The sequence below is a fragment of the Varibaculum prostatecancerukia genome (assembly GCF_943169825.2).
Lineage (GTDB): Bacteria > Actinomycetota > Actinomycetes > Actinomycetales > Actinomycetaceae > Varibaculum > Varibaculum prostatecancerukia.
Map to the genome: position 1 here is coordinate 1,736,564 of NZ_OW968402.1, position 25,062 is coordinate 1,761,625.

Sequence of the window (25,062 nt, forward strand, 5' to 3'; positions counted from 1 at the left end):
GTCGCGAGCTGGCAAAATCTTCGATACCCTGGAAACAGGTCGCTGAAAATCAGCATTATAAAATAGCTGGTTAACGGCCTTTGAAAGTATAAATTACCCAACAAAGTAGGGATAGGAATAATGGCAAATAGCAAACAAGAAAAAAAGACTCCGACTGTAGTACCCACCGCGGAAGAAGCCAAGGAACTCATCCCTGCAAATAATGTTGCCGAGGATCAAGGTCAGGGTCTAACCACCGTTGCCGACCAGGTAGTGGCCAAAGTTGCCGGTCTCGCCATTAAAGAGATTCCGGGAGTCTACGATCTTGGTAACTCTGCCGCCCGCGCCCTGGGGGCTTTGCGCTCCAAGGTGGGAGCCTCAGAAAGCATCACCCAGGGCATCTCTGTAGAAATCGGACAGACCCAAACCGCGCTGGACGTAGTGCTAATCGTGGAATACCCCTACCCGGTACACGAAGTAGCCGACAAAGTCCGCGAAGCGATTTTCTCGTCTGTTGAAGGGTTAGTAGGCCTGGAAGTAACCGAAGTAAACATCAAGGTTACCGATGTGCATGTACCCGACAGTGACGAAGAAAAAGAAGAAGAGAAGGAAAGCAAGGATCTGAAGTAGCCTTCGCCGGAAAGGAAAATAAAATGACCACCATAGCCGGTATTTTTTGCGGTGCTTTTCTGGCCTATATGGCCGTAGCTCACGGATTCTTCGGATTTTTAGTTGCCATCCTGTTTATGGCCATCGGAGCCGTGTTAGGCAGGGCGGCTTCTGGGAAGCTAGATCTGAAAGGCGTTGGTGAAGCCCTGATCGGCAAGCACACCACCACCTCCGATTAGAAAGGAGGCGGCTAATGCAATCCGATAAGGAACAGGCGGAGCTTACGGGAATCACCACGGTTTCCGCGCGGGCAATCCAAACCATTGTGGCCGCCACCACTGGGCGCCGCATCAGCGTACCCGATAAGCTGATAAAAGTTACTACCCATGATGACCAGGGACTATTGGGGATAGATATTTCTTGTCCCCTGGACTATGACGCTCTGGACACCATTGGGCAGACCCCGGACGCTTCGGTGTTTTCACTGGCAGGCGAGGCACGCCAAGACATTGTTAACCGCGTTAGCGAAATCGCCGGGGTAAAAGTAGGGCGCGTAAACCTGCGGCTAACCGGACTTTATAAACATCAGGAACGGAGGCAGCTGCAATGAGTACGCAATCCAGCAAATCCGGTCCTTATGTGTCTTATCTAGTCCGGCGGGAAACTCATTCCTCCCGGGCGCTAATCAGCGTTATCGTGGCGCTACTCTTGATGGCGGGGCTAGGGTATTTAGCTACCGAGGGAGTGCTGGCCGCGCTAGGCCGCCCTCCCCTATTGGCGACCCCCCAAGATTTGTGGGAGCAAGCCCCTGCCGCTTTGCAGGAAAAGTCTCGCCCCCTAGTAATCATCGTGGGGGTGCTAGTGGCAATTTTTGGGTTGCTACTGCTAGCCAAAGCCATATTGCCGGGGACTTTAAGCAAACATGCATTAAGGGACGAGCGCGCCGCCTACGTTGCCGATGACTCGGTGATCGCCTCCGGGATTTCCCGCTTGGTGCGCGAAGAGGCCGGGCTACCCCAGGGAACAGTGTCTACCGCGGTTAGTAAACGCCGCTCACTAAGCACCATCACCCCCAGTACCGGCCGCCCTCTAGACCAAGGGCAGATGACACAGTTCACGAAGGATGAAGTTTCTTCCTGGCAGCTGCAGCCGCGGTTAAAAACCACTGTTAAGGTCGCCCCCGAGGGGAGGCTGGAGAAGTGAAGAAACTACCGCGGGCATTGAACCGGATTCTGCTGTTTGTCTTTGGTCTGCTTTTCTTAGCCACCGGAGCAGCGCTGGTGGCAGTGGCAACTTATGCGCCGCTGCGCGACCTGGTGCTTAAATATCGCTCACGTCTTGACAGCGAATACGCTTCGCTAGCGGGGCAAGCAACCTTTAAAGTGTCCGGGCAACAGTTTTCCTGGGTACAAGTGGGACTGATTGCGGTCGCGATTATTGTCGCCCTCTTGCTGCTCAGCTGGATATTTTCCCAGGGAGGCGGCAAGATTCGCTCACTGGCTTTAAATAAGGCTGGAAAAGATTCCGAAAAAGAGGGCGAGATTACCGCCGAACTGGGCTTAATCCGGGACATTATCGACGACGCAGTCAGCGACAGCCGCTGGATCTCGTCCTTGAAGGTGGCTTCTTGGGACGTGAAGAAACAGCCCGGACTGCTGCTAAGTGCCGCAGTTTATAAGGGAGCAAATCCTCGGGAAGTAAAGACAGAGCTTGACCAGGCAATCGCTAGGCTCGATCAAGTTTTAGGAATAAACATGCCGATTTTGGTACGACTAACCACGAATTGGCGAAGTAACTTAGGATCTGCGGACCGCGTAGATTCATAGAAAAAATAAAGGAGAACAATATGGGATTGGACGACAAGATTAAGAACACCGCTGAAGATTTGGGTGGCAAAGCTAAAGAAGCTGCCGGCAAAGTTAGCGGAGACAAGAACGTAGAAGCCGAAGGCAAAGTTGATCAGGTCAGCGCAGAAATCAAAGACAAGGTTTCTGAGTTTACCGACAAGGCCAAGGACGTGGCCGAAGAAGCCGGCGCAAACCTGAAGGCTGCTGCTGAAAAAATCAAGGAAGGTTTCTCTGACGATAAGTAAATCCAGAGAAAACTAAGCTTTAAAATAGCTATAGAAAGGGATCGGGAGGCAACCGCCTCCCGATCCTTTTATGTCTAGTCTCCTAAAACGCTCTAGGCTCTAAAATTGCACTTTCCAGAGTACAAATTCCCAGTTAATCCAGTAGGGAGGGGGAAACTTTAGTTTCCTCCCCAATGCGCATATCGGCGATCTTCCCGGCGGCCCGCAGCTCTTTTAGCCGTGGAACTACCCGCTTAGAAATCCCCCAAGGATCAATCGTATTTAAGTAAATCCGGGTACCGCCCTCAAATCCCGCCAAAGTCGAAATCCGCCATTTCAACAAGATTCGCCAACGCATCGGGGTCGAAACCGATAGCGGACGGTGATACCACTCTTCATTACAGGGAACATCCGCCCCGGTAGCCGCATGGATAGCGTGCAAAATATCGGATACTGCCCGCACTTTCCTTTCACCCGCATCCCAGGGATTACAAGGTTTGCCCAGTGGCCAGACTGCAATCGTGGGATAGCGGTGCCCCACCCCCGCCATCGCAATCGCGTCCTCGTTTTGCGCCAAGATCAGGCCGCGAGAAGCCCGAATCTTCAAAATCGTATGGTAAATATCGGGGTCTTTACGCAAGCGCTCGCGTTCCTGCGCGGTCTGAACCGGAAATTCGTCAATTGCCACCAACTGTTTATGCAAGTGATCAAAACTGGCACCCGCCGGTTTCAGCCAGTTCTGGAAAGTGGCCACGTATTTAACTGCCGGATCCAGGTCGTACAGGTTGCGCAAGGTGCGGGCAGTAAAAGCGGTATAAGCATTATGCTCATCAGGAGTGAGCGTACCTGCCGAAGCGAGCTGGGAAGAATCAGTCGCTCCGGGAACAAAATGCCGCTTAGCCACAATCAAGTCATGGCCACCCGAAAAGAACGAGCTGGCCTGCCCCAACATTTCCGGTTCGCTGAGGCCATCGATTTCGGCGTCATTCATCCCGTATTGGTGCAGCTTAGCTCGCACTACCCGCAGCACATGGTCATAGCCAGTGGGGGTGGACAGGTATTCCGCCATATGTTGGCGTTCCTTATCGGAAGGCTCATGGCCATAATTAAGATTCCAATATTGATAGGAAACAATCTCGAACAGGTTGGGAATCCGGCGAAAATCTGCCGGGTATTGGCTTAATTGATTGGCCGCTAACCCCTCTACCAGCCGGAAATCCCCGCAGCTAGTAGTTTTATCTGCCGGGAGTTCTTGATCCCCCAGGACAATCCGGGATTTTTCGGGCGGGGTTTCTAGATAGCGATCCGAGCAGAAAGCACAACTGGAAGTGTGGTCTTTGTCGGTAATCGGCTTGGGGTTAACCTGCGGCTTAGCTAGGGGGCGATGCCCGCGACCAGGAACAGTCCACACCTCGGTTCCGGTCAACTGATTTCGCTGTTTAACGGTTCCATCTGCCAGTTTAACTAGGGCGCGTGCCGATGCTGCTTCCTCTTTTGCCATACTTCTACCCTAGTTGTCCGCGCCTACTTTTTTGCCTACCCGCAGCGCGTGTAAGTCAGATGCGTTAAATGCTGCGGGTCTGGTTTATAGTGAGCGGGAGGAAAGGAGGGAAGTTGATTAAATATTTAGGCTCCAAACGGAACCTGGTGCCAGCTTTAGGGACTATTGCTACCGCTGCCGATGCCAGCACCGCCCTCGACCTATTTTCGGGCACTACTCGGGTTGCCCAAGAGTTCAAACGCCGCGGAATGTTTACGACTGCCTGCGACCTGGCCTCCTATAGCTACCAATTGGCGCGCACCTATATCGAAACCGATGCCGACACCGTTGACCTTGCAGCCTTGCGGGCGCATCTAGCGAAAATGAGCGCCTTGGACGGTAAAGAGGGTTATTTCACCGAGACCTTTTGCCGCCAGGCGCGCTTTTTCCAACCCCACAACGGAGCCCGTATCGATGCCTGCCGAGACTACCTGGTGCCCTTGACAGACTATCCCCTGTTTCCAATATTATTGACTTCCCTGATAGAGGCGGCCGACCGGGTAGATTCCACCACCGGAGTCCAAATGGCGTATCTAAAACAGTGGGCGCCGCGCTCCTATAACCAGTTAGAACTGCGTTTGCCGCAGCTGTTATCTGGAAAGGGGCGGGCGCTGCAAGGCGACGCCCTACAACTGGTTGACCAGGTACCCGAAGTCGACCTCGCCTACCTTGATCCCCCCTACAACCAGCATCGATACTTTACGAACTACCATATTTGGGAGACCCTGGTGCGCTGGGATGCCCCGGAAACCTACGGGGTGGCACGCAAACGGGTGGACGCCCGCGGCGATGAACACCGCTCAGTCTTTAACTCCAAGCGCACTATGGCACAAAGTTTCTTTTCCCTACTGGGGCGGGTACGCGCCAAAACCATCGTGGTTTCCTATAACGATGAAGCCTGGATTAGCGAAGACGAGATGATTAACGCCATCCATGAGGCCGGGTTTGCACGGGTCGAGAAATTTTCCTTTTCCCAACGCCGCTATGTGGGGGCAAAAATTGGGATCTATGATCCCCAAGGCAAAAAAGTCGGTAAACCGGGAGCAGATCGCAATACTGAAAACGTGTTCGTAGGGGGCAGCGCCGCCACCCTTTCCCAAATCAGCGCGGCTTTGGCGCCCTAAGCACGAATCCGCTAATACTGGAGCCAGCCCTTAGCTTGCTGGGAGAGCTGCTCTAAAAGAGATATCGCTTCTTGCGCCCGCGCTGCCGGCACCATCAGATGATCGTGGTGCAGACCGGATAAAACATTGCAGGGAATAGATTGGCTGGCCAGCTGGGAAGCCACCGTGAAAGTGAGCCCGGTTTCTTCTAAGGAAACGTCGCAGTCCAAAGTGATACGGCGGTATATCTTTTTTCCCTCAGCCAGTCCCGCAGCTTTTGCCTGCTCCAAGGGCACCACTAAGGTGAGTCCTTCTTCCTCTTTGATCTGGGCGAATGAGTCCAACCCAGCGGGTAAACCATCCTGCTCCGACAAGAACACATACTTGCCAAACATATGGGGATGTAGCTTAGACAGCGCTAGGTCAAAGTCAGAATAAGAACTCATAGTTTTACGGTATGAGGATGGACGCTACCCGTGCTTTCTAATCTCACACTACGGTCGATTTTTTAAAGTTTAAGCAGGCTAATGCCAAAACTTTCAGGCAATGCTCAGTAACTCGTTTTAGAATGCTCGCTCCCTAAAACCCGCCGGGGAGGACGCAGCCCTTGCCCGCCCTCGCTGTAGGTTAATACCGGCAGCAAAGGTTAAGAGATTCGCCGATAAACGCTCATTACTGCCCGCGCCACCGCCGAGGGCGACTCTAAAGGTACCAAATGCCCGGCGCGCGGCACCGAAACTACCCGGGTGCCGAGTGCCTTAGCCATAGCTTCGGCTTGGGCAGCCGTAGAACTTTGATCTTGCTCCCCGCGCACTACCATTGCCGGAATCTGTGCCCGCTCCAGGGTTTCCAGGCGCCCAGGACGCGCCGCTAACGCCCGCTGCGCCCAAGAAATCGCTTCCCCGGGAGCCTCTCTAATCCACTTTTCCATCAACTCCGGAATCTTGGGGAAATCCGTGAGAGTTTCTTTGGCGAGCATAGTGGGGATGCCCTCCACTAGTTGCTCTTGCGCCCTGCCTACCAGCGCGCCTACCGCCATCTCCGTGCGGGCAGCCCGCGCCTTAGGCGTGTCAATATCGGCCTTGGTGCCTACCAGTACCACACCCCCAACCAGTCGCGGGTGACGCTCAATCATCGCCTGCGCGGTGTGTCCTCCCATAGAGTTCCCACACACCAGCACTTTTTCGGCGCCCTCCGCGCGTACTGCTTGGGCTACATAGTCAGCATAGATTTCTAAAGAGGGCGGGTCAGTTGGGAGCGGAGAATGGCCAAACCCCGGGGGATCGACTGCGATTACCGGCACGCCCTCGAAACGGCGCGCCACCCCTTCCCACATTCGATGATCGTAGGGGAAAGCAGCTAATAAAACTACTGCGGGGGTACTCCCTATTCTTTGCGCATCGCGCGTAAAAATCGCCACGTTCATAAGCCCATCTTCGCACAGCTAGGGGCGAAGCTTAAGGTAAATCGGCGCCAGAGTTGGGGTTTTCCAGAAAGCGCGACCTTTGCGGATCCACTAGCTTAGTTAAAGACCACGTTCCCAACAGGAGCGATGCCAGTGCCGGCGCTCATCTACGGCGGAGCGCTGGCCAAAAAGAGAATCAGTTCGCCAAGCCACCACCTGTGCCTGACCGATCTGGATTTCTTGGCTACACCCGGGGCAACGATAGACCTTGCGTGCCTGCGAAAGATACTGCACCTGATAGTCACCATCCGCGCGGGAAACCGAACGCGGCATAGAAGCTAAGGAATCCATCCGCAAAGGGCGATGCTCGCCCCAGGGACGCTTACGAGAACGCCTGGCCACTTAAAACGCTAAGGCTCCCCGCTTGTAGACCCGCATGGGATTCAAATCGGCATCGGTAACCAGTAAATCAGCCGACTTTCCGGCGGCTACTTCGCCTAACTGGGAGTTACCCAAAATTTTTGCCCCCTGCACCGAGGCACAATAAACCGCGTCTACCAGCGGGATTCCCGCCTGATGCGCGATTTTAACCTGGTTAATCAGATGGGAAGTTCCCCCGGCAAGTCCTCCGCCTGGCTGGCTGAGCTTAGCTACGCCCTCTTTAACGGTTACCGTTTTCCCGCCGAGGACGTAGTCGCCGTCACCCAGACCGGTCGCCGCCATCGCGTCGGTGACAAACACCATCTGTTCCCGCCCGATCAGTTCATACACATTACGTACCAGGGAGGACGCCACATGCACCCCATCAGCAATGATTTCAACAATTACGCCGCCCCCGGCCGCATCCGCCAAGATCTCGGGTACCGGCCCCGGATCACGGTGATGCATAGGTGCCATCCCGTTAAACAAATGGGTAACGGTGGCGTGCGGGCAGCGGGCGCGCGCAGAATGTTGCAGAGTTTGCCGCACCTCCACCAGGGCATCCCGCATCTTTTGGGAGCTGGTATCGGTATGCCCAAATGAAGGCACCGCCCCGCCGGCAATCAAAGTTTCTGCCACCCCAGACGGCCCCATCGCATAGGGTTTTTCGGGAGCGAAAGTCATCGATACCGCATAGCCGCGCGAAATAATTAGTAGCTCGCGCGCTAAGGGCGCATTGGGGGCTTGAATATGCGCGGGATCTTGCGCGCCGCAATGACCTTGCGCAATGAAGGGGCCTTCAAAATGAATCCCGGCTAGTTTGCCCGCTTCGCACAGCTCCGCCAGGATTTCTGCCTTTTCCCGCAACACCATCGGGGATTGGGTGACCAGTGAAGCTACCAGGGAAGTAGTTCCCCAGCGCAGATGTTCGGACACTGCGGCGAGTGCCTGTTCCTTGGTTTGTATGTCGGGGAAAGAGGATCCCCCACCGCCGTGGCAGTGCACGTCAATTAAACCGGGAAGCACGTAGCGATCATCACTGGGAGATTCCGCTGCTAGGATTTCATCGCCGAACCCGACTTCTTTGGCGGCGGTTGCCTCCCCCACCCAGACGATGGCATCCCCGGATACTACCACTGCCCCGTCGGTAATGATGCGATTCGCGGTTACTACTCGTCCGCGTAGTGCAAAAACTTCACTCATAGCTGCAATGCTCCTGCCCGATCAGTTTTATTTTCATTGCTTAAAATAGGCGCGATTCCGCGTCGTCCACCCCTCGCATCGTATCGTAATCCAAGGTTAGACAGCGAATTCCTCTATCCTCGGCTAGCGTTCTGGCCTGGGGTTTGATTACTTGCGCCGCAAAGATTCCCCGCACTTCCGGCATAATCGGGTCGCGGGAAAGTAAATCTAGGTAGCGGGTCAATTGTTCCACCCCATCGATTTCTCCGCGCCGTTTCACTTCGATGGCGACGTGATTAAGGTCGGGGTCAAAAACCAGTAAATCTACCGGACCTACCGGAGTGGGATATTCGCGCCGGATTAGTTCCCAGCCGTCACCCAGGATTTCGGGGACTTGCGCCGCCAGCAACTCTTGTAAGTGTGCCTCTACCCCATCTTTTTGCAATCCCGGATCTATTCCCAGTTCGCAGCTAGTTTCCGAGAAAATCTCCCCGATTCGCAGTTTTAACTGATCCCCAGTTTTCGTCGATTCCACTAACCAAATCTGCTCCACCCCGGCGGCTTCGTCCTCGGCGTTTAGCTCTAGTTCTTCGACAGTGGCCGGGCCCGCCATCCAGTTAAGAGGTTTGTAGGAGCCGCCATCACAGTGGATAAGCACCGAAGAATCGGCTTTCACCATGATCATTCGCGGGGCCATCGGCAAGAAAGAGTTTAGACGGCCGCTGTATTCGACAGAACAGTTAGCGAAAAGGACGCGCATGAGAACCTATTCTAGGGGAAGAATTTTAATTCCAAGATTGGGGGATTTCCCGAGGAGGCGCAGCCTCTGCCCAAGATACGAGGCCGGCGTGGTCATCCTCGGAAAGAAACAGCCAAAAACGATGGGAGCCGACAGTAACCGGTACCGCTACGTTGCGCACGCCTTTTTTGGAGAGGTAGTTGTGAACTTTACCTAGCTCTACTTGTCGACGTGGCCAGGTCTTATCGGGACGGAAAGAAAGCCCTGCCGCCTTGTACCAGTTTAAAGTCTCCGCCTTGTAAACAGCGCACCCTTCGGTCCAACCAGAGGTGACATCGGGGCGGTAAGAGCACAAGAAAGCACCCTGGTGATAAAGACGATTCATTCTCCACAAGAAATAGGCGGCGATTAGAGCCACTAGGGCGGCAATCACCAAGAGGATTAGCAGAAAAACTTTAAGCGCCGTCATGGCCTAACTATAACCCTTAAAAACGATTATTTTCGGCTTAAAGCCCGTCAACTACGATGGTTACCTTATCTTCGTCAACCGAAACAAATCCGGGAACCACTTCAAACTCTTGGGCGTCCGGATCGTTTTCCTTCTTGCCCACTTTTACTTTTCCAGCGGTAATAGTGGCTAAAAGAGGCTGGTGACCAGCCATAATACCCACGGAACCTTCGGTTGTGGGCAGGGAGACGAATCCCGCCTGCCCACTAAAAAGCTCCCCAGAGCGGGTAACTAATCTAACCGAAAGCGAACTCATTACGCCGCTTCCTTCTGCAGCTTCGCCCAGTTGCGCTCCAGATCCTCAATACCGCCGATATTGAAGAAAGCCTGCTCCGGAATGTGGTCGTACTTACCTTCGCAGATACGCTTGAACGCTTCGATGGTTTCAGATAGCTCCACAGTCGAGCCCTCAACACCGGTGAACTTCTCCGCCATATAGGTGTTCTGGGACAGGAACTGCTGAATCCGGCGCGCGCGGTTGACAGTGAGTTTGTCCTCTTCGGAAAGCTCATCCATACCTAGAATCGCGATAATATCTTGCAGCTCTTTGTTCTTTTGTAGAATCGACTTCACCTGGGTGGCAACTTCGTAGTGTTCTTCACCCACATAGGTGGGATCCAAAATACGCGAAGTAGAAGCCAAGGGATCAACCGCCGGATAGAGACCACGCGAAGCGATATCACGCGATAGCTCGGTAGTGGCGTCTAGGTGAGCGAAAGTAGTTGCCGGAGCCGGGTCGGTGTAGTCGTCAGCGGGCACGTAAATCGCCTGCAGCGAAGTAATCGAGTGTCCCGCAACCGAGGTAATCCGCTCTTGGAGCAGACCCATTTCATCGGCCAGGTTCGGCTGGTAGCCTACCGCCGAAGGCATATGCCCGAGCAGGGTCGATACCTCCGAGCCCGCCTGGGTGAAACGGAAGATGTTGTCGATAAACAGCAACACGTCCTGGTTTTGCACATCACGGAAGTATTCCGCCATGGTCAGACCGGTTAGCGGAATCCGCAGACGCGTCCCCGGAGGCTCATCCATCTGCCCAAAGACCAGTGCGGTCTTATCAAAGACTCCCGCTTCATCCATTTCGTGAATCAGGTCGTTGCCTTCACGAGTACGCTCGCCCACGCCAGCAAATACTGACACGCCGCCGTGATCTTGGGCTACGCGCTGAATCATTTCCTGAATCAGCACGGTCTTGCCCACACCTGCGCCACCAAATAGACCAATCTTGCCACCCAGCACATAGGGAGTTAGCAAGTCGATAACTTTAATCCCCGTCTCGAACATCTGGGTTTTAGATTCCAGCTTGTCGAAGGAGGGCGGGTCGCGGTGAATCGGCCAACGCTCTTTAATATCGAGGGTTTCGCCCTCTTCCAGGTTGAGGCAGTCGCCAGTCACGTTAAATACGTGTCCCTTAGTAACGTCGCCTACCGGAACCGAAATCGCGGCACCGGTATCGGTAACCTCTTGCCCACGCACCAGACCGTCAGTGGGCTTTAAAGCCAGGCAGCGCACGATGTCGTCACCTAGGAACTGTGCCACCTCCAAAGTGAGCTTGTGCGGGGTATCTTCCCCTTCAATCTGGATCATGGTTTCCAGCGCGTTATACATTTCGGGCAGATGATCCGGCGGGAACTCCACGTCCACAATCGAGCCGATCACCTGGGAAACCCGTCCCACGCCCGTAGTCCGTTCGGTATCACTCATTAGAGTCTCCTTATTCCTTGTTTCCTCTAGCGACCAGCGGCCAAGGCTTCCGCCCCGCCGACGATCTCAGTTATTTCAGTAGTAATTTCTGCCTGGCGTGCATTATTGGCCAGGCGAGTGTAACGCTCAATCATGTCATGGGCGTTATCGTTTGCAGTGTGCATAGCGGTTTGCCGGCTAGCCAGCTCGCTGGCTGCTGCCTGCAGCAGCGCCGACCGAATCCGCGAGCGCACATACATGGGCAGAATCTGATCCAGTACTGCCTCGGGGTTAGGCTCGAAATCATAGAGTGGGGGAACTTTACCCTGGGGTGGATCCAGGTTAATATCCATCTCCATCTCTACGGCTTCTTCTTCCGATATGACCTCCAGAGGCAGCATCTTGCGCACTACCGGAACCTGCTTAACCATATTCACATACCGGGTGAACACCAGGTACACCTGAGCTACGCCCTCGTTAATCACATCCGCCAAGAAAGCTTCGGTGAGGACGTCTGCTATCTCGTAAGATTGCTCGATTGTCGGGGAATCTGAATTCCCAGTCCACGAGCGCTTAACCGGAATCCCCCGGAACCGGAAATAACTTTCTGCTTTGCGCCCACAGCTGTACAGTACCGGCTCTTTACCCTGCTCTTTTAGCTCTTCAACCAACTTTTCAGTTTCCCGCAAGATGGAAGCTGAATAGGCACCAGCCAGACCGCGATCCGAAGTAACACACATCACCGCTACCCGGTTAGTGTCCGTACGTTCACGGGTAACTGGATGATCAAAGGAAGAGTGCATCGCCAAAGCCGCCAAAGCCTGGGTAATCGCCGAGTCGAAGGGCGTGGACTGAGTGGCAGCTGCGCGAGCCTTCCCGATACGCGAGGCCGCAATCAGCTCCATAGCATGAAAGACCTTAGCCAGCGTCTGCGTGGCCTTAATCTTCTGCTTATATATCCGCTGCTTTCCGCTCAAGGCTAATCCTTTTTGTCTTTCTTGTTATGGCGGTCTACCACCAGTTGTTCGCTGTCACGCTCGGCTTCGGAAACCTCCTCGGGAATCTGAACTTCCGATTCCAGCACTCCCTGAGAAGAAACGAAGCCCGCACGGAACTTCTCCACTGCCTCTTTCAGAGCTTGTTCGGTGTCAGAATCAAACTGCCCAGTTTCCTTAATTTTGGCTGGTATATCCGAGTTGGCGTGCAGATAGGCAAGCATTTCCGACTCGAAACGGTGAACATCGCTGACTTCGATGTCGTCCATATATCCACTGTTACCAGCCCAAATAGAGCAAACCTGATCTTCTACCTCGTAAGGGGTGGCTTGCGGTTGTCGCAGCAGCTCCATCAGGCGTTCCCCGCGGGTTAGCTGGCGTTTCGTGGTGGCATCCAAATCGGAAGCAAACATCGCGAAAGCCTGCATATCTCGGTACTGTGCCAAAGTAATCTTCAGGGTACCGGAAACTTTCTTCATCGCTTTGACCTGCGCATCTCCGCCTACACGAGAAACGGAAATACCTACGTCTACCGCCGGACGCTGGTTGGAGTTAAACAGATCCGACTGCAAGAAAATCTGTCCATCGGTAATCGAAATGACGTTGGTGGGGATATAGGCCGATACGTCATTGTCTTTGGTTTCAATCAAAGGCAATCCAGTCATGGAGCCTCCGCCGAGCTCATCAGAAAGCTTGGCACAGCGCTCTAGGAGCCGCGAGTGCAGATAGAACACATCGCCCGGGTAGGCTTCGCGCCCCGGCGGGCGACGGAGCATCAGGGAAACACTACGGTAGGCTTCGGCCTGCTTCGAAAGATCATCAAATATGATTAGGACGTGTTTGCCCTGGTACATCCAGTGCTGACCGATAGCTGAACCGGTGTAGGGAGCCAGGTACTTATATCCGGCGGAATCAGAGGCGGGAGCCGCCACAATAGTGGTGTATTCCATGGCTCCGGCAGCTTCTAACTGCCCGCGCACACTAGCAATCGTGGAGCCTTTTTGCCCCACGGCCACGTAAATGCAGCGCACCTGCTTCTTGGGATCCCCACTTTCCCAGTTCTTACGCTGGTTAAGCACAGCGTCAATCGCAATCGCGGTTTTACCGGTCTGGCGATCCCCAATGATCAGCTGCCGCTGACCCCGCCCAATCGGAATCATAGAGTCGATGGCTTTCAGGCCGGTCTGTAGGGGCTCATGCACGGATTTGCGCATCATTACCCCGGGAGCCTGTAGCTCCAGGACGCGGCGTCCATCGATATCTTGAATCTCGCCCATGCCATCTAGGGGCTGCCCCATCGGATCAACCACCCGCCCTAGGTATCCGTCACCCACAGGAACGGATAGCACCTCTCCGGTGCGGCGCACGGGCTGACCTTCTTCAATACCCGAGAAGTCACCCAGCACAATCGCGCCAATGGTGCGATCTTCCAGGTTCATTGCCAATCCGGTGGTTCCGTCAGCGAACTTGAGAAGTTCGTTCGCCATCGCCCCCGGTAAGCCCTCTATCCGAGCGATACCATCAGCCGCCATCACTACGTGTCCGATTTCGTCCTCGGTAGAACGAGTGGGCTCGTAGGAGCTTACGAAGTCCGCGAGGGCGTCACGAATCTTCTCCGGTTGGATTTGAAGTTCAGCCATGAAATTGCCTTTTCCTAACGTTCCGGTACTACCCGGCCAGTTTTTGCTTTGTTTCTTGAATAATAGTGGCGAGAGAGCCATCGAAAATCTGGGAACCAACCCGAACTTTCATCCCCCCTACCACCGAAGGATCTACGCTCACCTGTAGGTGAATGTTTTTCTGATAGCGGCGAGACAAAATATCCCGCAAACGCTCAGCTTGCGCCGGCTCCAAGGGCGTTGCCACCTGCACAGTAGCCACCAGATAATCTCCGACAGCCGCCAAGTCGCGACGCATATGGCGTAGGTTTCCCGTCAGGGAAACCGCACCCTCAATTTTGGAGTCGCGGCTAACAGAGCTAATTGCTCGGTTAGCCAAAGTGATCGTCGGACGCGAAAGTGCCGAGCCGAGTAGTTCATTTAGTAAGCGCACCCGATATTTCGGGTCGCGGTTGCGATCCGAAAGTGCCGAACGCACCTGCTGGTTAGCGCGCACGAACTGCTCCAGGGAGAATACTTCATCGGCGATCTCAATGGTCTTGCCCTCTGTCTGGGCACCATATCGCACCGCATATTCACCTAGCCGCTCAATAACGGTAGGCAACTCTGGGGAGCTATGTGCAGTTGCCAAAGCTGCTATCACTGCTTCCCTGGCGACATCTGACAGGTTTTCTGCCAGGGCAGTGAGCAAGCCGGATCGATCCTCGTGGCTACGAGCCGGATCAGTGAGCGCCAAAGCAACTCGAGATGAGCCCTGTACCAGGTCTGAGAGCGCGAAGAGGTCATCTGCTAAGTCGTAGCAAGTATCGGCATCTGTGCCCTGCTGCCCGACTATAACCTCTTTGCCCTTCTCGAGGGCGTGCCTACTGGATGCGCGCATTATTTCCTAACACTTTCCTTTTCCGAGGAGGCCTCCAGCTGATCCAGGAAACGCTCAATCACCCGTGCGGATAGTTCCCGATCGGTCAGCTGTTCGCCCACAATGTTCTCTGCCAGGTCCGCTGCTAGCATCCCAACCTCAGTCTTGAGAGAGATTTCTGCTGCCTGTCGGTTGGCCTCTACTTGCCGCTGGGCATTAGCACTGATACGTTCAGCTTCCTCGCTGGCTTGTGTCTTTGCTTCTGCCACAATCCGCTTGGCGCTTTCTTGCGCCTCGGAGCGGATTTGAGCTGCTTCTTCGTGAGCCTTGCGCAACGCCAGTTCAGATTGGGTGTTAGCATCAGCGATTTCTTTCTTCGCTTGCTCCGCCTTTTCCAAACCATCCTTAATGGTGATGGCGCGAGTTTCGGTGATTTCTTTGTACTTTGGATAAACGAACTTCAAAATCACAAAGAAGAAGATTGCGATAATAATCGCAGACCAGACTAACTCTGGAATCGCTGGCAGTAGAATGTGGTGGTCACCTTCCTCGCCTGCCCGCTGAATCATGTACAACATTGAGTTTCCTTTTGAGGATTAGAACAAGAAGCCGGCAACCAAACCGATTAGTGCCAACGCCTCTACGAACGCGATACCGATGAACATATTGGTGGTTAGACGACCACCAAGTTCAGGCTGGCGAGCCAGAGATTCCTGGGTCTTACCGATTAGAAGCCCAAGACCGATACCGGGTCCAAGACATGCCAAGCCGTATCCGATAGTAGCTATAGATCCAGTCATTATTTTCTTCTCTTTCTTTTCTTTATTTGTGGGTTTTCCCGCCGAAGGCGGAAGTCTTAGTGGGTGTGTACCGATTGTTCTACGTACACCGCGGTGAGTACCGCAAATACATAAGCCTGAAGGAATGCAACAAAAATTTCAAAGGCGGTTACCGCAATCGCAGCTAGGAAGGTTACCAGCGAGAGCACTTTTAGTCCTCCGGCCGCGGTAAGCAAGAAATAGTTGGATGCCAAAATTGTCAGTGCCAGCAGCATGTGTCCGGCGACCATATTGGCCAAAAGCCGGACGAACAAGGTGAAAGGACGCACCAGGAAGGTGGAGAAAAACTCAATCGGAGTCAGCAGAATGTAGAGCACCTTGGGAACGTTCGGAATAAATAGCGAAGACTTAAAGTAACCTCCAAAGCCCTGAGCCCGGATTCCGGCGATGATAAACAAAAACCAAACAAATATCGCCAGCAGTAGCGGAATGCCTGCCACTGCACTACCAGCGATGTTAAGCCCAGGAATAATGCCCCCGATATTCATAAACAGGACGGTAAAGAAGATTGCGGTAACAAAACCGTTGTATTTCTTCGCGTATTCTTTACCCATCACCTGCTCAGAGATATTGGTGCGACAAAAATCCAGGAGATACTCCATCGTAGATTGCGCCGTACCGGGAATCATTTTTGCCCGGCGGGTATAGAGCACCGCGCAAATCAAGAAAGCCACTAACAGAACAATCCGCACTAAGGTGATGCGGTTCATTTCGAAAGGGGTTCCGGCAAAAGCAATCACCGGGGGGAAGAATTCATCAATAGTAGGTGCCTCGAAACCGCCTTGCGGTAACAGGGTGGTGAGCCCACTAAGCATCGGTGACACTGTCTGTTCCCTTCATTTCTGCCGATTTGGCCGAAAACTGTGATTCGGACTCCATTCTAACGCTTTCATAGCACTTCAAGAGACCGCTTCAAAATATCTCTAGATTAACTTAACATAGGACACGCGTCGCTGAGAACTAAAGGTGCTAGTGCTGCGCATTTACTGTTTCTATAGTTTCTCGATAATCAATTTATTGGTTTTAGATACCGCACGCGCCTCGCCAACGGTGGTTAGTAAAATAGCGACTATCAATACTAGAAAGATTACCGTGTTATCAACCTGTGGCAAAGGGCGCAGAGCCGCCACTGCCACAATAACTATGACCAGTTTCACTAAATAAGCCCCGAAAACCACCCCGCTAGTGCGACGGGGATTGCGCAGCACTAGCTGATTGGCTCCGATTCCCACCGCGGCCACAATCCACATAATCGTCATCCCGGCGACCGCCCCCAGCAGCCCTGGCCAGGAACGGATTACCCCGGCCAACGGTATTGCTACCACCGTTAAGACCCCTAAAATCAGGGCTACTACCCGGTTACCTCTGCGAATCGCCGCGCGCGCCCCGTAGCGATCCTGAATAGAGGAGGTAGCGCTGGTCAGACTAGTTTTTTCCAGGCCTTTGTCGGCAGTGCTTTTTACGTCACCCCCCTGCAGCTCAGCCGCTGATGCATCCTCGTTCATAAATCCTCCTTTTGTCGCTGGTGGTGCGGATAGGGACCAGAAGCAGCAAAATAATCACTCCGCAAACCCGGTAAAAAAGCTATGGTAACTAGGAAACACAGAACCCCACCACCGCAGGCCAGCAGCAGTTCTCCCAGCGGGCTTAGTTTCAAGAAACTGACTGCCAGTAGAGAAATAAAGAATGCCCAAAGATACATCACCAAGACTGCGCGGCGGTGAGAATGCCCCATTTTTAGCAGACGATGATGCAAGTGCTGGCGATCGGGCTTGAAAGGACTCTGCCCACGGCTAAGCCGACGAATTACTGCCATCACCATGTCGAGGAACGGCAAAATCATTACCGCGATAGGTAGCAACACCGGGATGGCAGCCGGCAGGAATTGCGACCTGCCTAAAGAGGCGGGATCCGTCTGCCCAGTTACCACAATGAACATGCAGGAAGTAGTGAGCCCCAGCAACATCGACCCCGAATCACCCATAAAGATTTTGGCGGGATGGAAGTTAGAGGTTAAAAACCCCAGGCAAACCCCGACGATTACGATTCCAATCATGGCAGCGAAGGAAGCATAACTTTGGGCGTTAGTGAGGCGAATCAGCAGGTAGGAATAAACAAAAAACGCTCCGGCGCCAATCAGGGTAATTCCGGCAGCTAGACCGTCTAGACCGTCTACAAAGTTCACCGCATTGGTTGAAACCACGATGATGAGCACGGTTACCAGAATCGACATCCGGGTGGAGGGAATAGTCATTCCAAAAATCGGGAAAGAAACTATTTGAATGCCCTGCCAGGCTATCCCGGCGGCGATTAAAACCTGTCCAGAAAGCTTTGTCCACCAGTTCAAATCATAAATATCGTCGATTATTCCCAAAACTGCGATTGCGAGAGATCCAAAGATTAGCGCCCAAACTTGGGGATCGCTGTAAAACTGCGAGAAATACGGGGTTTGCCTCGCAATTAAGAACGCCCCTAACAGTCCAGATAGCATGGCAATCCCCCCGAGACGCGGGGTGGGTACGGTATGCACATCGCGCCCCCTTACCGGGGTCAATACGTGCAGTGCCAAGGAAATACGGCGCACTAGCGGGGTCACTAAGAAAGTAATCGCGCAGGCGATTACTCCAAGTAACAGATAGGCTTTCACAGTTTTTCCTAGTCTTTCGGCTCTTTGCCCGCTACTGCAGATAACCGCGCAGGCGCGATGGCTCCTACCCGTATCAGCGAATAGTCTTCGTCCTCTACTTTAACTATGGTGGAGGGCTCACCGATTCGACTGGGACCCGCATCCAGGTATGCCGCCACCTTGTCCCCAAAATACTTTTTGGCTTCGGCGGCTGACTGGGCAGGAGGAAGCCCGTGGAGATTGGCGGAAGTTACCGCTAGCGGCCCGGTTGCGGTCAGTAACTGCAAAAGGTCTGTTTGATTCGGTTGTCGCAGCGCCACCGTTCCCCCGGTTACTCCCAGATCAAGGGGTAAATCTGGGCGGGCCGGCAGCACGATAGTTAGGGCGCCTGGCCAGAAACTATCCATGAAGCACTTGGCCAGGGGCGGAATCTTCGGAACCAAGGAAGCAGCTTGAGCGATACTATTGACCAACACCGGAGAGGGAAAGTCTCGTCCCCGACCTTTCGCGGTCAACAGCTTATCGACTGCCGCAGATGAAAAAGGGTCTGCCGCAATCCCATAGACGGTATCCGTGGGCACTACCAGCAGGTTTCCAGCAGAAATCTGGTTTTTCAGGCAAGAGATGTCTTCGGGACTTAAGGGAGTACGCATACTTCGATATTAACGTTTTAGGTTACGTTCCCGTCCATAGGTGGTGATGGCCGCTCCTACCCAGATACAGACCAAGGAAATACCTGTTAACCAAATATCGCGGCTACCCCCAGTTTTTGCTAACTCACCCGGGCTATCGGGAATGCTTTCCTGCGGGGAAGACGGGGTTTCACTATTTTGGGGAGAGGGGGTAGTTGCTGCCGGTTCGGGAGATTTAGTGACCTCTACCGCCGTGGTGGCAGGAGGGCGATCTAAAGGAGCCTCGACATAATTCAAAGTGGGCTGAGGAGTGGGGTCATCCGCGAAGGCAGTAGAAGTAAGAACTAAAGGCAGCAAAGCTACCACGGCAATAGCAAGTACCGTGCGAAAACTGCGCGCCATCTCCGCCCCTTTCTCCTATCTTCCAGCCACTTTACCTTAACGTTAGCAGCATCTAAGGCAGACGTTAATGTTATCTTTACTTTCGCGCCAATAGGTATCGAGGACGACCATTAAGATCCGGGTGCGTCCTCGCTTGTCGAAAACCGATTTTACCAGCATAATCGCATAGGATTTCCCCTTGTGTGGGGTCATGTTCCATCGCCAAAATCCCGTCTTGCCCCAGCAGCCGGAAAGCTTGTTTAACGGTTTGTTTCGGAATGTTGAGACCATCTGCTCCCCCACCCCAAAGGGCGAGCGGCGGATCCTTTAATGCTTCTGGCTGGGTGATAGTGCCGGGCGGTACATAGGGCGGGTTGCTTACAACCAGGTCAAAAGCTCCCGCCTCTCCCTCCCAAAGCTGCGGATCGGCGACGTCTGCGTAGCTCACGGTAATCCGCCGCGCTAAATCTGAATAGCGTTCCAAATTTTTCTGCGCCACTGCTAAAGCTTTTTTGCTGATCTCCACCATAAAGACCTCAGCCGAGGGCAATTCGCGGGCAAGAGTAAGGGCAATAGCACCCGATCCGGCGCATAAATCTGCCGCGAGTTTTGCTTTCCTTGCACCCTGGGGACGCAGCGCCAGTTCTACTAGATACTCAGTTTCCGGGCGCACAATAAAAACATCTGGGCTGGAAACCAGGCGAAAAGCCCCGAAATGCATTTCTTTTAGCAGCTGTTGCAGCGGCTGGTGAGTACAACGCTGGCTAACCAAATCACGGAAAACTTCTGTTTGCGTAGCTGACAATACCTGAGGAGCAAATAGGAATTCTTTAGCTTCACAGGCAGCGCAATATAGTGCCATGATTTCTCGTGCCGGCTCGATTCCAGCTTCAGCGTAACGCCCTCGCGCCCAGCTAAACGCTTGCTGGCGAGAAAAACCGACCTCGTTCATCGCGGAATCGCCGCGCTTATTTGTCCGACTGCCCGGAGAGCTGCTGCAAGCGATGTTCCTCATCAAGTTTGATGGCCGAATCAATCACCGGCTGCAATTGCCCATTGAGCACCTGGTCGAGGTTATAGGCCTTGTATCCGGTGCGATGATCGGCAATCCGATTCTCCGGGAAGTTATAGGTACGGATACGTTCGGAACGATCCACTGTACGCACCTGGGAGTGCCGCTGCTCGGCGGCCTCGGCCTCCCGCTTTGCCTCTTCTTCCGCCTTTAGACGCGCCCGGAGCACCCGGAAAGCTGCCTCACGGTTTTGAATCTGCGACTTCTCGTTTTGCATACTGACCACGATTCCGGTGGGAATATGGGTCAGGCGAACCGCGGAATCGGTGGTATTAACCGACTGCCCGCCCGGACCGGAAGAGCGGAATACATCTACCCGTACCTCGTTGGGGTCTATCTCTATTTCTCCCGCGTCTTCAACCTCGGGCATTACCAACACTCCGGCGGCGGAAGTATGGATGCGCCCTTGGGATTCAGTAACCGGCACCCGCTGTACCCGGTGTACCCCGCCCTCGTATTTTAGGTTCGCCCAGACTCCGTCCTCGGGAGCTACATTTCCTTTAGCTTTTATCGCAATTTGCGCGTCCTTGATTCCCCCGAGATCATTCACTGTGGAATCCAGCACCTGTAGGCTCCAACCTTTAGCTTCGGCGTAACGCTCGTACATTCGCAGCAAATCCCCGGCGAAGAGGGCAGACTCGTCCCCACCGGCACCCGCTTTAATTTCCATAATCACATCGCGAGCATCATCGGGGTCGCGGGGAGCCAAGACTTTACGCAGCTTATCTAACGCCTGACTTTCAGTTTGCTCCATCTGGGGAATCTCGGAGGCAAAATCGGAATCTTCTTTCGCCAGTTCCCTGCCCGCCTGCAGGTCTCCTTCCGCGCTTTTCCAGGTTTCATAAGCCTTAGCGATCTGCGCTAACTGCGTATGGCGGCGCCCAATCTTGCGGGCCTGTTGCTGATCCTTTTGTATCTGGGGATCGCCCATTTTCATTTCCAGTTCAGTTTTTTCTGCGATGAGAGCCTGAACAGCTTCCTCGTCAATCGGCGATCCCACAGTTGCTCCTTAAATCTTTGCGACCTGACTTCTACTCTACGTTGCCTATCCCCGGGGCGAAAACCAGCTTTCGCTAGGAAGCGCCGGTTAAAGCCTTTCTCGAACCAAAGAGGCAGGGTGATGGCAAATTAAAAAGGTGTGGCCGACCAACTGGCCGACCACACCTAATAAAAGCTTTACTGTTCGCGCTTGCGCTTGCCGTAGCGAGCTTCGAAGCGAGCAACCCGCCCTCCGGTATCCATAATCTTTTGCTTACCGGTGTAGAAGGGATGACAGGCAGAGCACACGTCTACCCGCATGGTGCCGGACTTAATGGTAGAACGGGTTTCAAAAGTATTCCCACAGGTACAGGTAACCGTGGTGGGAACGTATTCGGGATGAATTCCCTGCTTCATGGTTTCTCCTTGAGGTTCTTAGGGCGCCGGGTCCAAATGCAGGTTACAAGAGGTGAACCGGAACCGGATTAGATTATGCCACTTCGCGCCTTGGTGATGCTACTTCTCGGGCAAAAATGTGGTGGGCATGACCTTTCCGGGTGGCTTCTTCTAGCCGTTGTTCGCCATTTGAAAAATGAATCTTATAACAATCTCATAACAGACAAGAAAACAGCAGGGCATCAGTGCTGGTAAAGTGGGGCAAAACCTACTTCTACCTGCAATTGTGAGCAGACTTACCCACGCTGGGGATAGTTAAAGCCTAAAACGCCGTTAGGATGAAGGTGTTGTTTTGATTCGCCCATTTTGGAAGCCCGATATTGATGTCTAAGAAAACAAAAATAACTGTTGGGGTAGTAGTTGCCATCCTGGTGACGATTATCGCCGCGTTCGCAATCTACGTTTCCTACTACGCAGTTGGGAAGAAAGCACTGCCCGGCACCAAGGTAGGGGAAGTTACAGTTTCCGGTCTAACTGCTAGCCAAATCAAAAAACAACTCGACACCGCGGAAACAAATAACAAAGTTACTTTTTCCGGACAGGGAATCAAGGAAACTTCGCTGACTCCCAAGGAAATCGGGTATCAGGTGAATTCGACAGAAACCGCCCGGAAGGCGACCGTCCGCAACGGTGCCTTCAGCTACGTAACCAGCCTGTTCACCACCCGCCAGGTAAACATTGTTCATGACTTAAAACCTAAAGTTGTGGACAAATGGTCACAAGAGTTACCCACGGAAACTTCGAAACTACAGCCGGTAACTGAGCCTCAGGTAGAAGCAAACTCCGAAGCAACTGGGTTTGAAATAACTCCCGGTAAGGACGGTTTTGGAGCAGATAACCGCGCTATCTTGATGGCAGCTGCCAAGGTAGTCGCCACCCAGAAGGATCAAAACGTTCCCCTGAAAATTGGTAAGACTATGCCTTTGGCGGAAGCGAGTTGGGCTAAACAACTGGCTGCTAATGCCAAAAAATTAGCTAAAACCGAGGTAACGGTGAAGGCCGGAGAAAAGGATATCGTTGCCACCCAGCAGGATCGGGTTTCCTTCGTGAAAATCCCAGATGTCACCATGAATCCTAAACCGGGAGCAGATGGGAAAGTTATCAGCAACTGGATAAACGAGAATAAAGAATCTGTTGAGGTAGAAAAAGTTAACGGCAAACGCTTCGTAAATAGCGAGGGGAAGGTACTTAAAACCGAAACCGAACTGAAAGATGGAGTTAAAGTCACCAACGCTGATCAGCTGGTAAAAGAAATCACCACCAACTTTGCCGCCGGAAAAGACAGCTCGGTAGCCTACAAGACCGATGTTGATAAAGCTACTAATGAAGACAAGACCATTGCCGATGGGGCGGAAAAGCTGGCCTATATGGCCGGGCCTGGTGAAAAATGGATTGACGTAAATCTTTCTAACTACACGGTTACCGGTTATGAGGGTGCCACGGTAGTTAAAGGACCAACAAAAATGGTTCCTGGCGCCCCCGCTACCCCCACCATTCAAGGAACCTTTGCGGTTGAACGTAAAGTTCGCTCTGACACTATGCGGGGATTTAACACTGATGGCAGCCGGTACGTAACCCCGAATGTTCCTTACGCCATGTACTTCTCCGGAGGATACGCGCTTCACGGAGCACCCTGGCGTGGTTCCTTTGGATGGGGAGGACCAGGCGGTTCTCACGGCTGCGTAAATATGCCCGTACCCGCAGCGGGCGAGTTCTACAACTGGGCACCGATAGGAACAGTAGTAGTCTCTCACCGCTAGTTACATTCCCGAAGGGATTCCAGCTATCGAAATCCCTTCGCAGCCGGTTTCACCTGCTATTGTGAGCAGACTTACCCATTTTGGGTGTGGTCAGCGATGCAAAGCCAGCTAGGATGAAGATACTGTTTGGATTCACCCATTTTCTGAAACCCCGATATCCATGTCTAAGAAAACAAAAATCACTATTGTCGCATTGGCTGCCGCGCTGGTTACGATTATCGCTGCCTTTGCAATCTACGTTTCCTACTACGCAGTTGGGAAGAAGGCACTACCTGGCACCAAGGTGGGGGAAGTTAAAGTCTCCGGGCTAACTGCTAAGCAAATTAAAAAGCAGCTAGATACCGCAGAAACCAAGTACCGGGTCACTTTTTCGGGACATGGGGTTAACGGAAAATCGCTGACCCCCAAGGAAATCGGGTATCAGGTTGATTCAGCGGAAACCGCCCGGAAAGCAACCGCGCGCAGTAGCGCCTTCAGCTACGTAACCAGCCTGTTTACCTCCAGGCGGATTCCGATCAAGCACCAGGTAAACGCGCAGGTTACCAGCAAACTATCGCATGAACTTACTAAAGATATTAAAGGCAGCAAACCGGTCACCGAGCCTAGCGTGCAACTTAACGCCGAGGGGACTGGTTTTAAAGCGATTCCGGGTAAGGACGGATTCGGAGCAGATACTAAGAGGCTACTAGCAGGCGCGGATAAGGTTATGGCTAGTCAAAAAAATCAGAAGATGCCTCTGACTATGGGTGCAGTCAAACCACTGGTTGATATTAAATTGGCACAGCAGTTAGCAGACGCGGCAGAAAAATTCATCCAACCACAGGTCACGATAAAAGCCGGGGATAAAGAAATCGTCGCTGACCAAAAAGACAAGGTTAGTTTCGTTATTGTTCCGGAGGTCAGTCGGCATGCCAAGCTCACTACCAATGACAATGCCGTGGCTGACTGGGTAAACAAGAGTAAAGAAGCCGTTGAGGTAAAAAAGGTTAACGGCCAGCGCCTGGTTAATAGCGCGGGAAAGGTACTAAGAACTAAAACCGCATCAAAGGATGGAGTCACCGTTACTAACGGTGACCAGTTGGCAAAAGAAATCGCCAGTAACTTTGCTGCGGGGAAAGACAGCTCCCTTGCCTTCGAGACTAAAGTCGATAAAGCCAGTAATGAAGATAAGCTCATTGCCGATGGGGCGGAAAACCTGGCTTATCTAGCAGCGCCCGGAGAAAAATGGATTGATGTGAATCTTTCTAACTACACGGTTACCGGATATGAGGGAACCACGGTGGCAGTAGCGCCGACCAGCATGGTTCCCGGAGCTCCCGCTACCCCGACGATTAAAGGAACTTTTGCCATCCAACGCAAACTACGATTCGACACCATGCGGGGATTTAATACAGACGGCACCCGCTATGTGACACCGAACGTCCCCTATGCTATGTACTTTTCCGGAGGATACGCCCTCCACGGAGCACCCTGGCGCAGTTCCTTTGGATGGGGAGGACCCCGTGGATCCCACGGCTGCGTAAATATGCCAGTTTCTGAAGCCGGCGAGTTCTATAATTGGGCGCCTATTGGCACCCCGGTAGTCGTGCACCATTAAAGGGCATCCGGT

General features: G+C 53.2%; 31 protein-coding genes. 9 read left to right on the top strand and 22 right to left on the bottom strand.

The annotated features are described in order from the left end of the window. Positions 1-120 precede the first annotated feature (120 nt). Genes KO216_RS07500 through KO216_RS07525 form a run of 6 tightly spaced genes read left to right on the top strand, consistent with a single transcriptional unit; the run spans position 121 to position 2,680 of the window. On the top strand, positions 121-609 hold the full coding sequence (locus KO216_RS07500) for an Asp23/Gls24 family envelope stress response protein (protein WP_215523610.1): 489 nt from the start codon (positions 121-123) through the stop codon (positions 607-609). A 23-nt stretch (positions 610-632) separates the two neighbouring features. Continuing rightward, positions 633-827: a hypothetical protein gene (locus KO216_RS07505; RefSeq protein WP_024059343.1), complete on the top strand. Its 195-nt coding sequence runs from the start codon at positions 633-635 to the stop codon at positions 825-827. Positions 828-841: 14 nt separating this feature from the next. Continuing rightward, positions 842-1,198, top strand: a complete 357-nt coding sequence (locus tag KO216_RS07510) for a hypothetical protein (protein ID WP_215523611.1) — start codon at positions 842-844, stop codon at positions 1,196-1,198. Beyond that, positions 1,195-1,791 (top strand): hypothetical protein, encoded by a 597-nt coding sequence (locus KO216_RS07515; protein WP_215523612.1) that lies wholly within the window; start codon positions 1,195-1,197, stop codon positions 1,789-1,791. The genes KO216_RS07510 and KO216_RS07515 overlap by 4 nt, the downstream gene beginning before the upstream one ends. Beyond that, positions 1,788-2,414, top strand: a complete 627-nt coding sequence (locus KO216_RS07520) for a hypothetical protein (protein ID WP_215523613.1) — start codon at positions 1,788-1,790, stop codon at positions 2,412-2,414. The genes KO216_RS07515 and KO216_RS07520 overlap by 4 nt, the downstream gene beginning before the upstream one ends. Before the next feature lie 20 nt (positions 2,415-2,434). After that, the gene (locus KO216_RS07525; protein ID WP_215523614.1) at positions 2,435-2,680 is read left to right on the top strand and encodes a CsbD family protein; all 246 of its coding nucleotides are present in this window, start codon (positions 2,435-2,437) and stop codon (positions 2,678-2,680) included. 133 nt (positions 2,681-2,813) lie between these two features. Here the strand turns inward: KO216_RS07525 and KO216_RS07530 are convergent, their stop codons facing one another. Continuing rightward, positions 2,814-4,160, bottom strand: coding sequence for a DUF4921 family protein (locus KO216_RS07530; RefSeq protein ID WP_215523615.1), 1,347 nt, complete (start codon positions 4,158-4,160; stop codon positions 2,814-2,816). Between the two features lie 113 nt (positions 4,161-4,273). Between KO216_RS07530 and KO216_RS07535 the strand changes: the two genes are divergently transcribed. Beyond that, entirely contained in the window at positions 4,274-5,323 is a 1,050-nt protein-coding gene (locus KO216_RS07535) for a DNA adenine methylase (protein ID WP_215523616.1), read from the top strand. An 11-nt stretch (positions 5,324-5,334) separates the two neighbouring features. On the opposite strand, the gene KO216_RS07540 is transcribed toward KO216_RS07535, so the two are convergent. From KO216_RS07540 to rpmE, 21 genes are all read right to left on the bottom strand, one after another. After that, entirely contained in the window at positions 5,335-5,748 is a 414-nt protein-coding gene (locus KO216_RS07540) for an ACT domain-containing protein (RefSeq protein ID WP_215523617.1), read from the bottom strand. A gap of 200 nt (positions 5,749-5,948) precedes the next feature. After that, positions 5,949-6,728 (bottom strand): alpha/beta fold hydrolase, encoded by a 780-nt coding sequence (locus KO216_RS07545; RefSeq protein WP_215523618.1) that lies wholly within the window; start codon positions 6,726-6,728, stop codon positions 5,949-5,951. Positions 6,729-6,827: 99 nt separating this feature from the next. Beyond that, positions 6,828-7,109, bottom strand: coding sequence for an Rv1322 family protein (locus tag KO216_RS07550; RefSeq protein ID WP_251451988.1), 282 nt, complete (start codon positions 7,107-7,109; stop codon positions 6,828-6,830). Next, positions 7,110-8,330 (bottom strand): N-acetylglucosamine-6-phosphate deacetylase, encoded by a 1,221-nt coding sequence (locus tag KO216_RS07555; protein ID WP_215523619.1) that lies wholly within the window; start codon positions 8,328-8,330, stop codon positions 7,110-7,112. Positions 8,331-8,370: 40 nt separating this feature from the next. Then, the gene (gene nucS / locus KO216_RS07560) at positions 8,371-9,069 is read right to left on the bottom strand and encodes an endonuclease NucS (RefSeq protein ID WP_215523620.1); all 699 of its coding nucleotides are present in this window, start codon (positions 9,067-9,069) and stop codon (positions 8,371-8,373) included. A 25-nt stretch (positions 9,070-9,094) separates the two neighbouring features. After that, positions 9,095-9,517, bottom strand: a complete 423-nt coding sequence (locus KO216_RS07565) for a DUF2550 family protein (RefSeq protein ID WP_215523621.1) — start codon at positions 9,515-9,517, stop codon at positions 9,095-9,097. A gap of 37 nt (positions 9,518-9,554) precedes the next feature. Then, positions 9,555-9,812 (bottom strand): F0F1 ATP synthase subunit epsilon, encoded by a 258-nt coding sequence (locus KO216_RS07570; protein ID WP_215523622.1) that lies wholly within the window; start codon positions 9,810-9,812, stop codon positions 9,555-9,557. Beyond that, on the bottom strand, positions 9,812-11,257 hold the full coding sequence (gene atpD / locus KO216_RS07575; RefSeq protein ID WP_215523623.1) for a F0F1 ATP synthase subunit beta: 1,446 nt from the start codon (positions 11,255-11,257) through the stop codon (positions 9,812-9,814). The genes KO216_RS07570 and atpD overlap by 1 nt, the downstream gene beginning before the upstream one ends. A 26-nt stretch (positions 11,258-11,283) precedes the next feature. After that, positions 11,284-12,213, bottom strand: coding sequence for a F0F1 ATP synthase subunit gamma (locus KO216_RS07580; RefSeq protein WP_215523624.1), 930 nt, complete (start codon positions 12,211-12,213; stop codon positions 11,284-11,286). A gap of 2 nt (positions 12,214-12,215) precedes the next feature. After that, on the bottom strand, positions 12,216-13,871 hold the full coding sequence (gene atpA, locus KO216_RS07585; protein WP_215523625.1) for a F0F1 ATP synthase subunit alpha: 1,656 nt from the start codon (positions 13,869-13,871) through the stop codon (positions 12,216-12,218). A gap of 28 nt (positions 13,872-13,899) precedes the next feature. Continuing rightward, positions 13,900-14,730, bottom strand: a complete 831-nt coding sequence (locus KO216_RS07590) for a F0F1 ATP synthase subunit delta (protein ID WP_215523626.1) — start codon at positions 14,728-14,730, stop codon at positions 13,900-13,902. After that, a complete protein-coding gene (locus tag KO216_RS07595) occupies positions 14,730-15,287 on the bottom strand; it encodes a F0F1 ATP synthase subunit B (protein WP_215523627.1) in 558 nt (185 codons plus the stop codon). Before KO216_RS07595 ends, KO216_RS07590 begins: the two co-directional genes overlap by 1 nt. 18 nt (positions 15,288-15,305) lie before the next feature. Further along, a complete protein-coding gene (atpE, locus tag KO216_RS07600; RefSeq protein WP_071128734.1) occupies positions 15,306-15,509 on the bottom strand; it encodes an ATP synthase F0 subunit C in 204 nt (67 codons plus the stop codon). 56 nt (positions 15,510-15,565) lie between these two features. Beyond that, a complete protein-coding gene (gene atpB, locus KO216_RS07605; RefSeq protein WP_071128735.1) occupies positions 15,566-16,363 on the bottom strand; it encodes a F0F1 ATP synthase subunit A in 798 nt (265 codons plus the stop codon). A 177-nt stretch (positions 16,364-16,540) separates the two neighbouring features. Continuing rightward, a complete protein-coding gene (locus KO216_RS07610; protein ID WP_215523628.1) occupies positions 16,541-17,053 on the bottom strand; it encodes a Cg1360 family ATP-synthase-associated protein in 513 nt (170 codons plus the stop codon). Beyond that, the gene (locus tag KO216_RS07615; RefSeq protein WP_215523629.1) at positions 17,050-18,195 is read right to left on the bottom strand and encodes a glycosyltransferase family 4 protein; all 1,146 of its coding nucleotides are present in this window, start codon (positions 18,193-18,195) and stop codon (positions 17,050-17,052) included. The genes KO216_RS07610 and KO216_RS07615 overlap by 4 nt, the downstream gene beginning before the upstream one ends. Positions 18,196-18,203: 8 nt before the next feature. After that, positions 18,204-18,827, bottom strand: coding sequence for an L-threonylcarbamoyladenylate synthase (locus KO216_RS07620; protein WP_215523630.1), 624 nt, complete (start codon positions 18,825-18,827; stop codon positions 18,204-18,206). Positions 18,828-18,836: 9 nt separating this feature from the next. Next, on the bottom strand, positions 18,837-19,208 hold the full coding sequence (locus tag KO216_RS07625) for a hypothetical protein (RefSeq protein ID WP_215523631.1): 372 nt from the start codon (positions 19,206-19,208) through the stop codon (positions 18,837-18,839). 76 nt (positions 19,209-19,284) lie between these two features. Then, positions 19,285-20,139, bottom strand: coding sequence for a N5-glutamine methyltransferase family protein (locus KO216_RS07630; RefSeq protein WP_215523632.1), 855 nt, complete (start codon positions 20,137-20,139; stop codon positions 19,285-19,287). A gap of 16 nt (positions 20,140-20,155) precedes the next feature. Beyond that, on the bottom strand, positions 20,156-21,196 hold the full coding sequence (gene prfA / locus KO216_RS07635; RefSeq protein WP_215524106.1) for a peptide chain release factor 1: 1,041 nt from the start codon (positions 21,194-21,196) through the stop codon (positions 20,156-20,158). A gap of 239 nt (positions 21,197-21,435) precedes the next feature. Further along, complete coding sequence (gene rpmE / locus KO216_RS07640; RefSeq protein WP_071128742.1) at positions 21,436-21,654, bottom strand: 50S ribosomal protein L31; 219 nt, start codon at positions 21,652-21,654, stop codon at positions 21,436-21,438. Positions 21,655-22,016: 362 nt separating this feature from the next. Here rpmE and KO216_RS07645 point away from each other — a divergent pair, with 362 nt between their 5' ends. Then, entirely contained in the window at positions 22,017-23,453 is a 1,437-nt protein-coding gene (locus KO216_RS07645; RefSeq protein ID WP_215523633.1) for a L,D-transpeptidase, read from the top strand. A gap of 160 nt (positions 23,454-23,613) precedes the next feature. Beyond that, positions 23,614-25,050 (top strand): L,D-transpeptidase, encoded by a 1,437-nt coding sequence (locus tag KO216_RS07650; RefSeq protein WP_215523634.1) that lies wholly within the window; start codon positions 23,614-23,616, stop codon positions 25,048-25,050. Positions 25,051-25,062 lie beyond the last annotated feature (12 nt).

Coding starts and splice junctions, on each gene's coding strand:
- KO216_RS07500 (WP_215523610.1), top strand. CDS start 121: ATGGCAAATAGCAAACAAGAAAAAAAGACTCCGACTGTAGTACCCACC.
- KO216_RS07505 (WP_024059343.1), top strand. CDS start 633: ATGACCACCATAGCCGGTATTTTTTGCGGTGCTTTTCTGGCCTATATG.
- KO216_RS07510 (WP_215523611.1), top strand. CDS start 842: ATGCAATCCGATAAGGAACAGGCGGAGCTTACGGGAATCACCACGGTT.
- KO216_RS07515 (WP_215523612.1), top strand. CDS start 1,195: ATGAGTACGCAATCCAGCAAATCCGGTCCTTATGTGTCTTATCTAGTC.
- KO216_RS07525 (WP_215523614.1), top strand. CDS start 2,435: ATGGGATTGGACGACAAGATTAAGAACACCGCTGAAGATTTGGGTGGC.
- KO216_RS07530 (WP_215523615.1), bottom strand. CDS start 4,160: ATGGCAAAAGAGGAAGCAGCATCGGCACGCGCCCTAGTTAAACTGGCA.
- KO216_RS07540 (WP_215523617.1), bottom strand. CDS start 5,748: ATGAGTTCTTATTCTGACTTTGACCTAGCGCTGTCTAAGCTACATCCC.
- KO216_RS07545 (WP_215523618.1), bottom strand. CDS start 6,728: ATGAACGTGGCGATTTTTACGCGCGATGCGCAAAGAATAGGGAGTACC.
- KO216_RS07555 (WP_215523619.1), bottom strand. CDS start 8,330: ATGAGTGAAGTTTTTGCACTACGCGGACGAGTAGTAACCGCGAATCGC.
- nucS (WP_215523620.1), bottom strand. CDS start 9,069: ATGCGCGTCCTTTTCGCTAACTGTTCTGTCGAATACAGCGGCCGTCTA.
- KO216_RS07565 (WP_215523621.1), bottom strand. CDS start 9,517: ATGACGGCGCTTAAAGTTTTTCTGCTAATCCTCTTGGTGATTGCCGCC.
- KO216_RS07570 (WP_215523622.1), bottom strand. CDS start 9,812: ATGAGTTCGCTTTCGGTTAGATTAGTTACCCGCTCTGGGGAGCTTTTT.
- atpD (WP_215523623.1), bottom strand. CDS start 11,257: ATGAGTGATACCGAACGGACTACGGGCGTGGGACGGGTTTCCCAGGTG.
- atpA (WP_215523625.1), bottom strand. CDS start 13,871: ATGGCTGAACTTCAAATCCAACCGGAGAAGATTCGTGACGCCCTCGCG.
- KO216_RS07590 (WP_215523626.1), bottom strand. CDS start 14,730: ATGCGCGCATCCAGTAGGCACGCCCTCGAGAAGGGCAAAGAGGTTATA.
- KO216_RS07595 (WP_215523627.1), bottom strand. CDS start 15,287: ATGTTGTACATGATTCAGCGGGCAGGCGAGGAAGGTGACCACCACATT.
- atpE (WP_071128734.1), bottom strand. CDS start 15,509: ATGACTGGATCTATAGCTACTATCGGATACGGCTTGGCATGTCTTGGA.
- atpB (WP_071128735.1), bottom strand. CDS start 16,363: ATGCTTAGTGGGCTCACCACCCTGTTACCGCAAGGCGGTTTCGAGGCA.
- KO216_RS07610 (WP_215523628.1), bottom strand. CDS start 17,053: ATGAACGAGGATGCATCAGCGGCTGAGCTGCAGGGGGGTGACGTAAAA.
- KO216_RS07620 (WP_215523630.1), bottom strand. CDS start 18,827: ATGCGTACTCCCTTAAGTCCCGAAGACATCTCTTGCCTGAAAAACCAG.
- KO216_RS07625 (WP_215523631.1), bottom strand. CDS start 19,208: ATGGCGCGCAGTTTTCGCACGGTACTTGCTATTGCCGTGGTAGCTTTG.
- KO216_RS07630 (WP_215523632.1), bottom strand. CDS start 20,139: ATGAACGAGGTCGGTTTTTCTCGCCAGCAAGCGTTTAGCTGGGCGCGA.
- prfA (WP_215524106.1), bottom strand. CDS start 21,196: ATGAAAATGGGCGATCCCCAGATACAAAAGGATCAGCAACAGGCCCGC.
- rpmE (WP_071128742.1), bottom strand. CDS start 21,654: ATGAAGCAGGGAATTCATCCCGAATACGTTCCCACCACGGTTACCTGT.
- KO216_RS07645 (WP_215523633.1), top strand. CDS start 22,017: ATGTCTAAGAAAACAAAAATAACTGTTGGGGTAGTAGTTGCCATCCTG.
- KO216_RS07650 (WP_215523634.1), top strand. CDS start 23,614: ATGTCTAAGAAAACAAAAATCACTATTGTCGCATTGGCTGCCGCGCTG.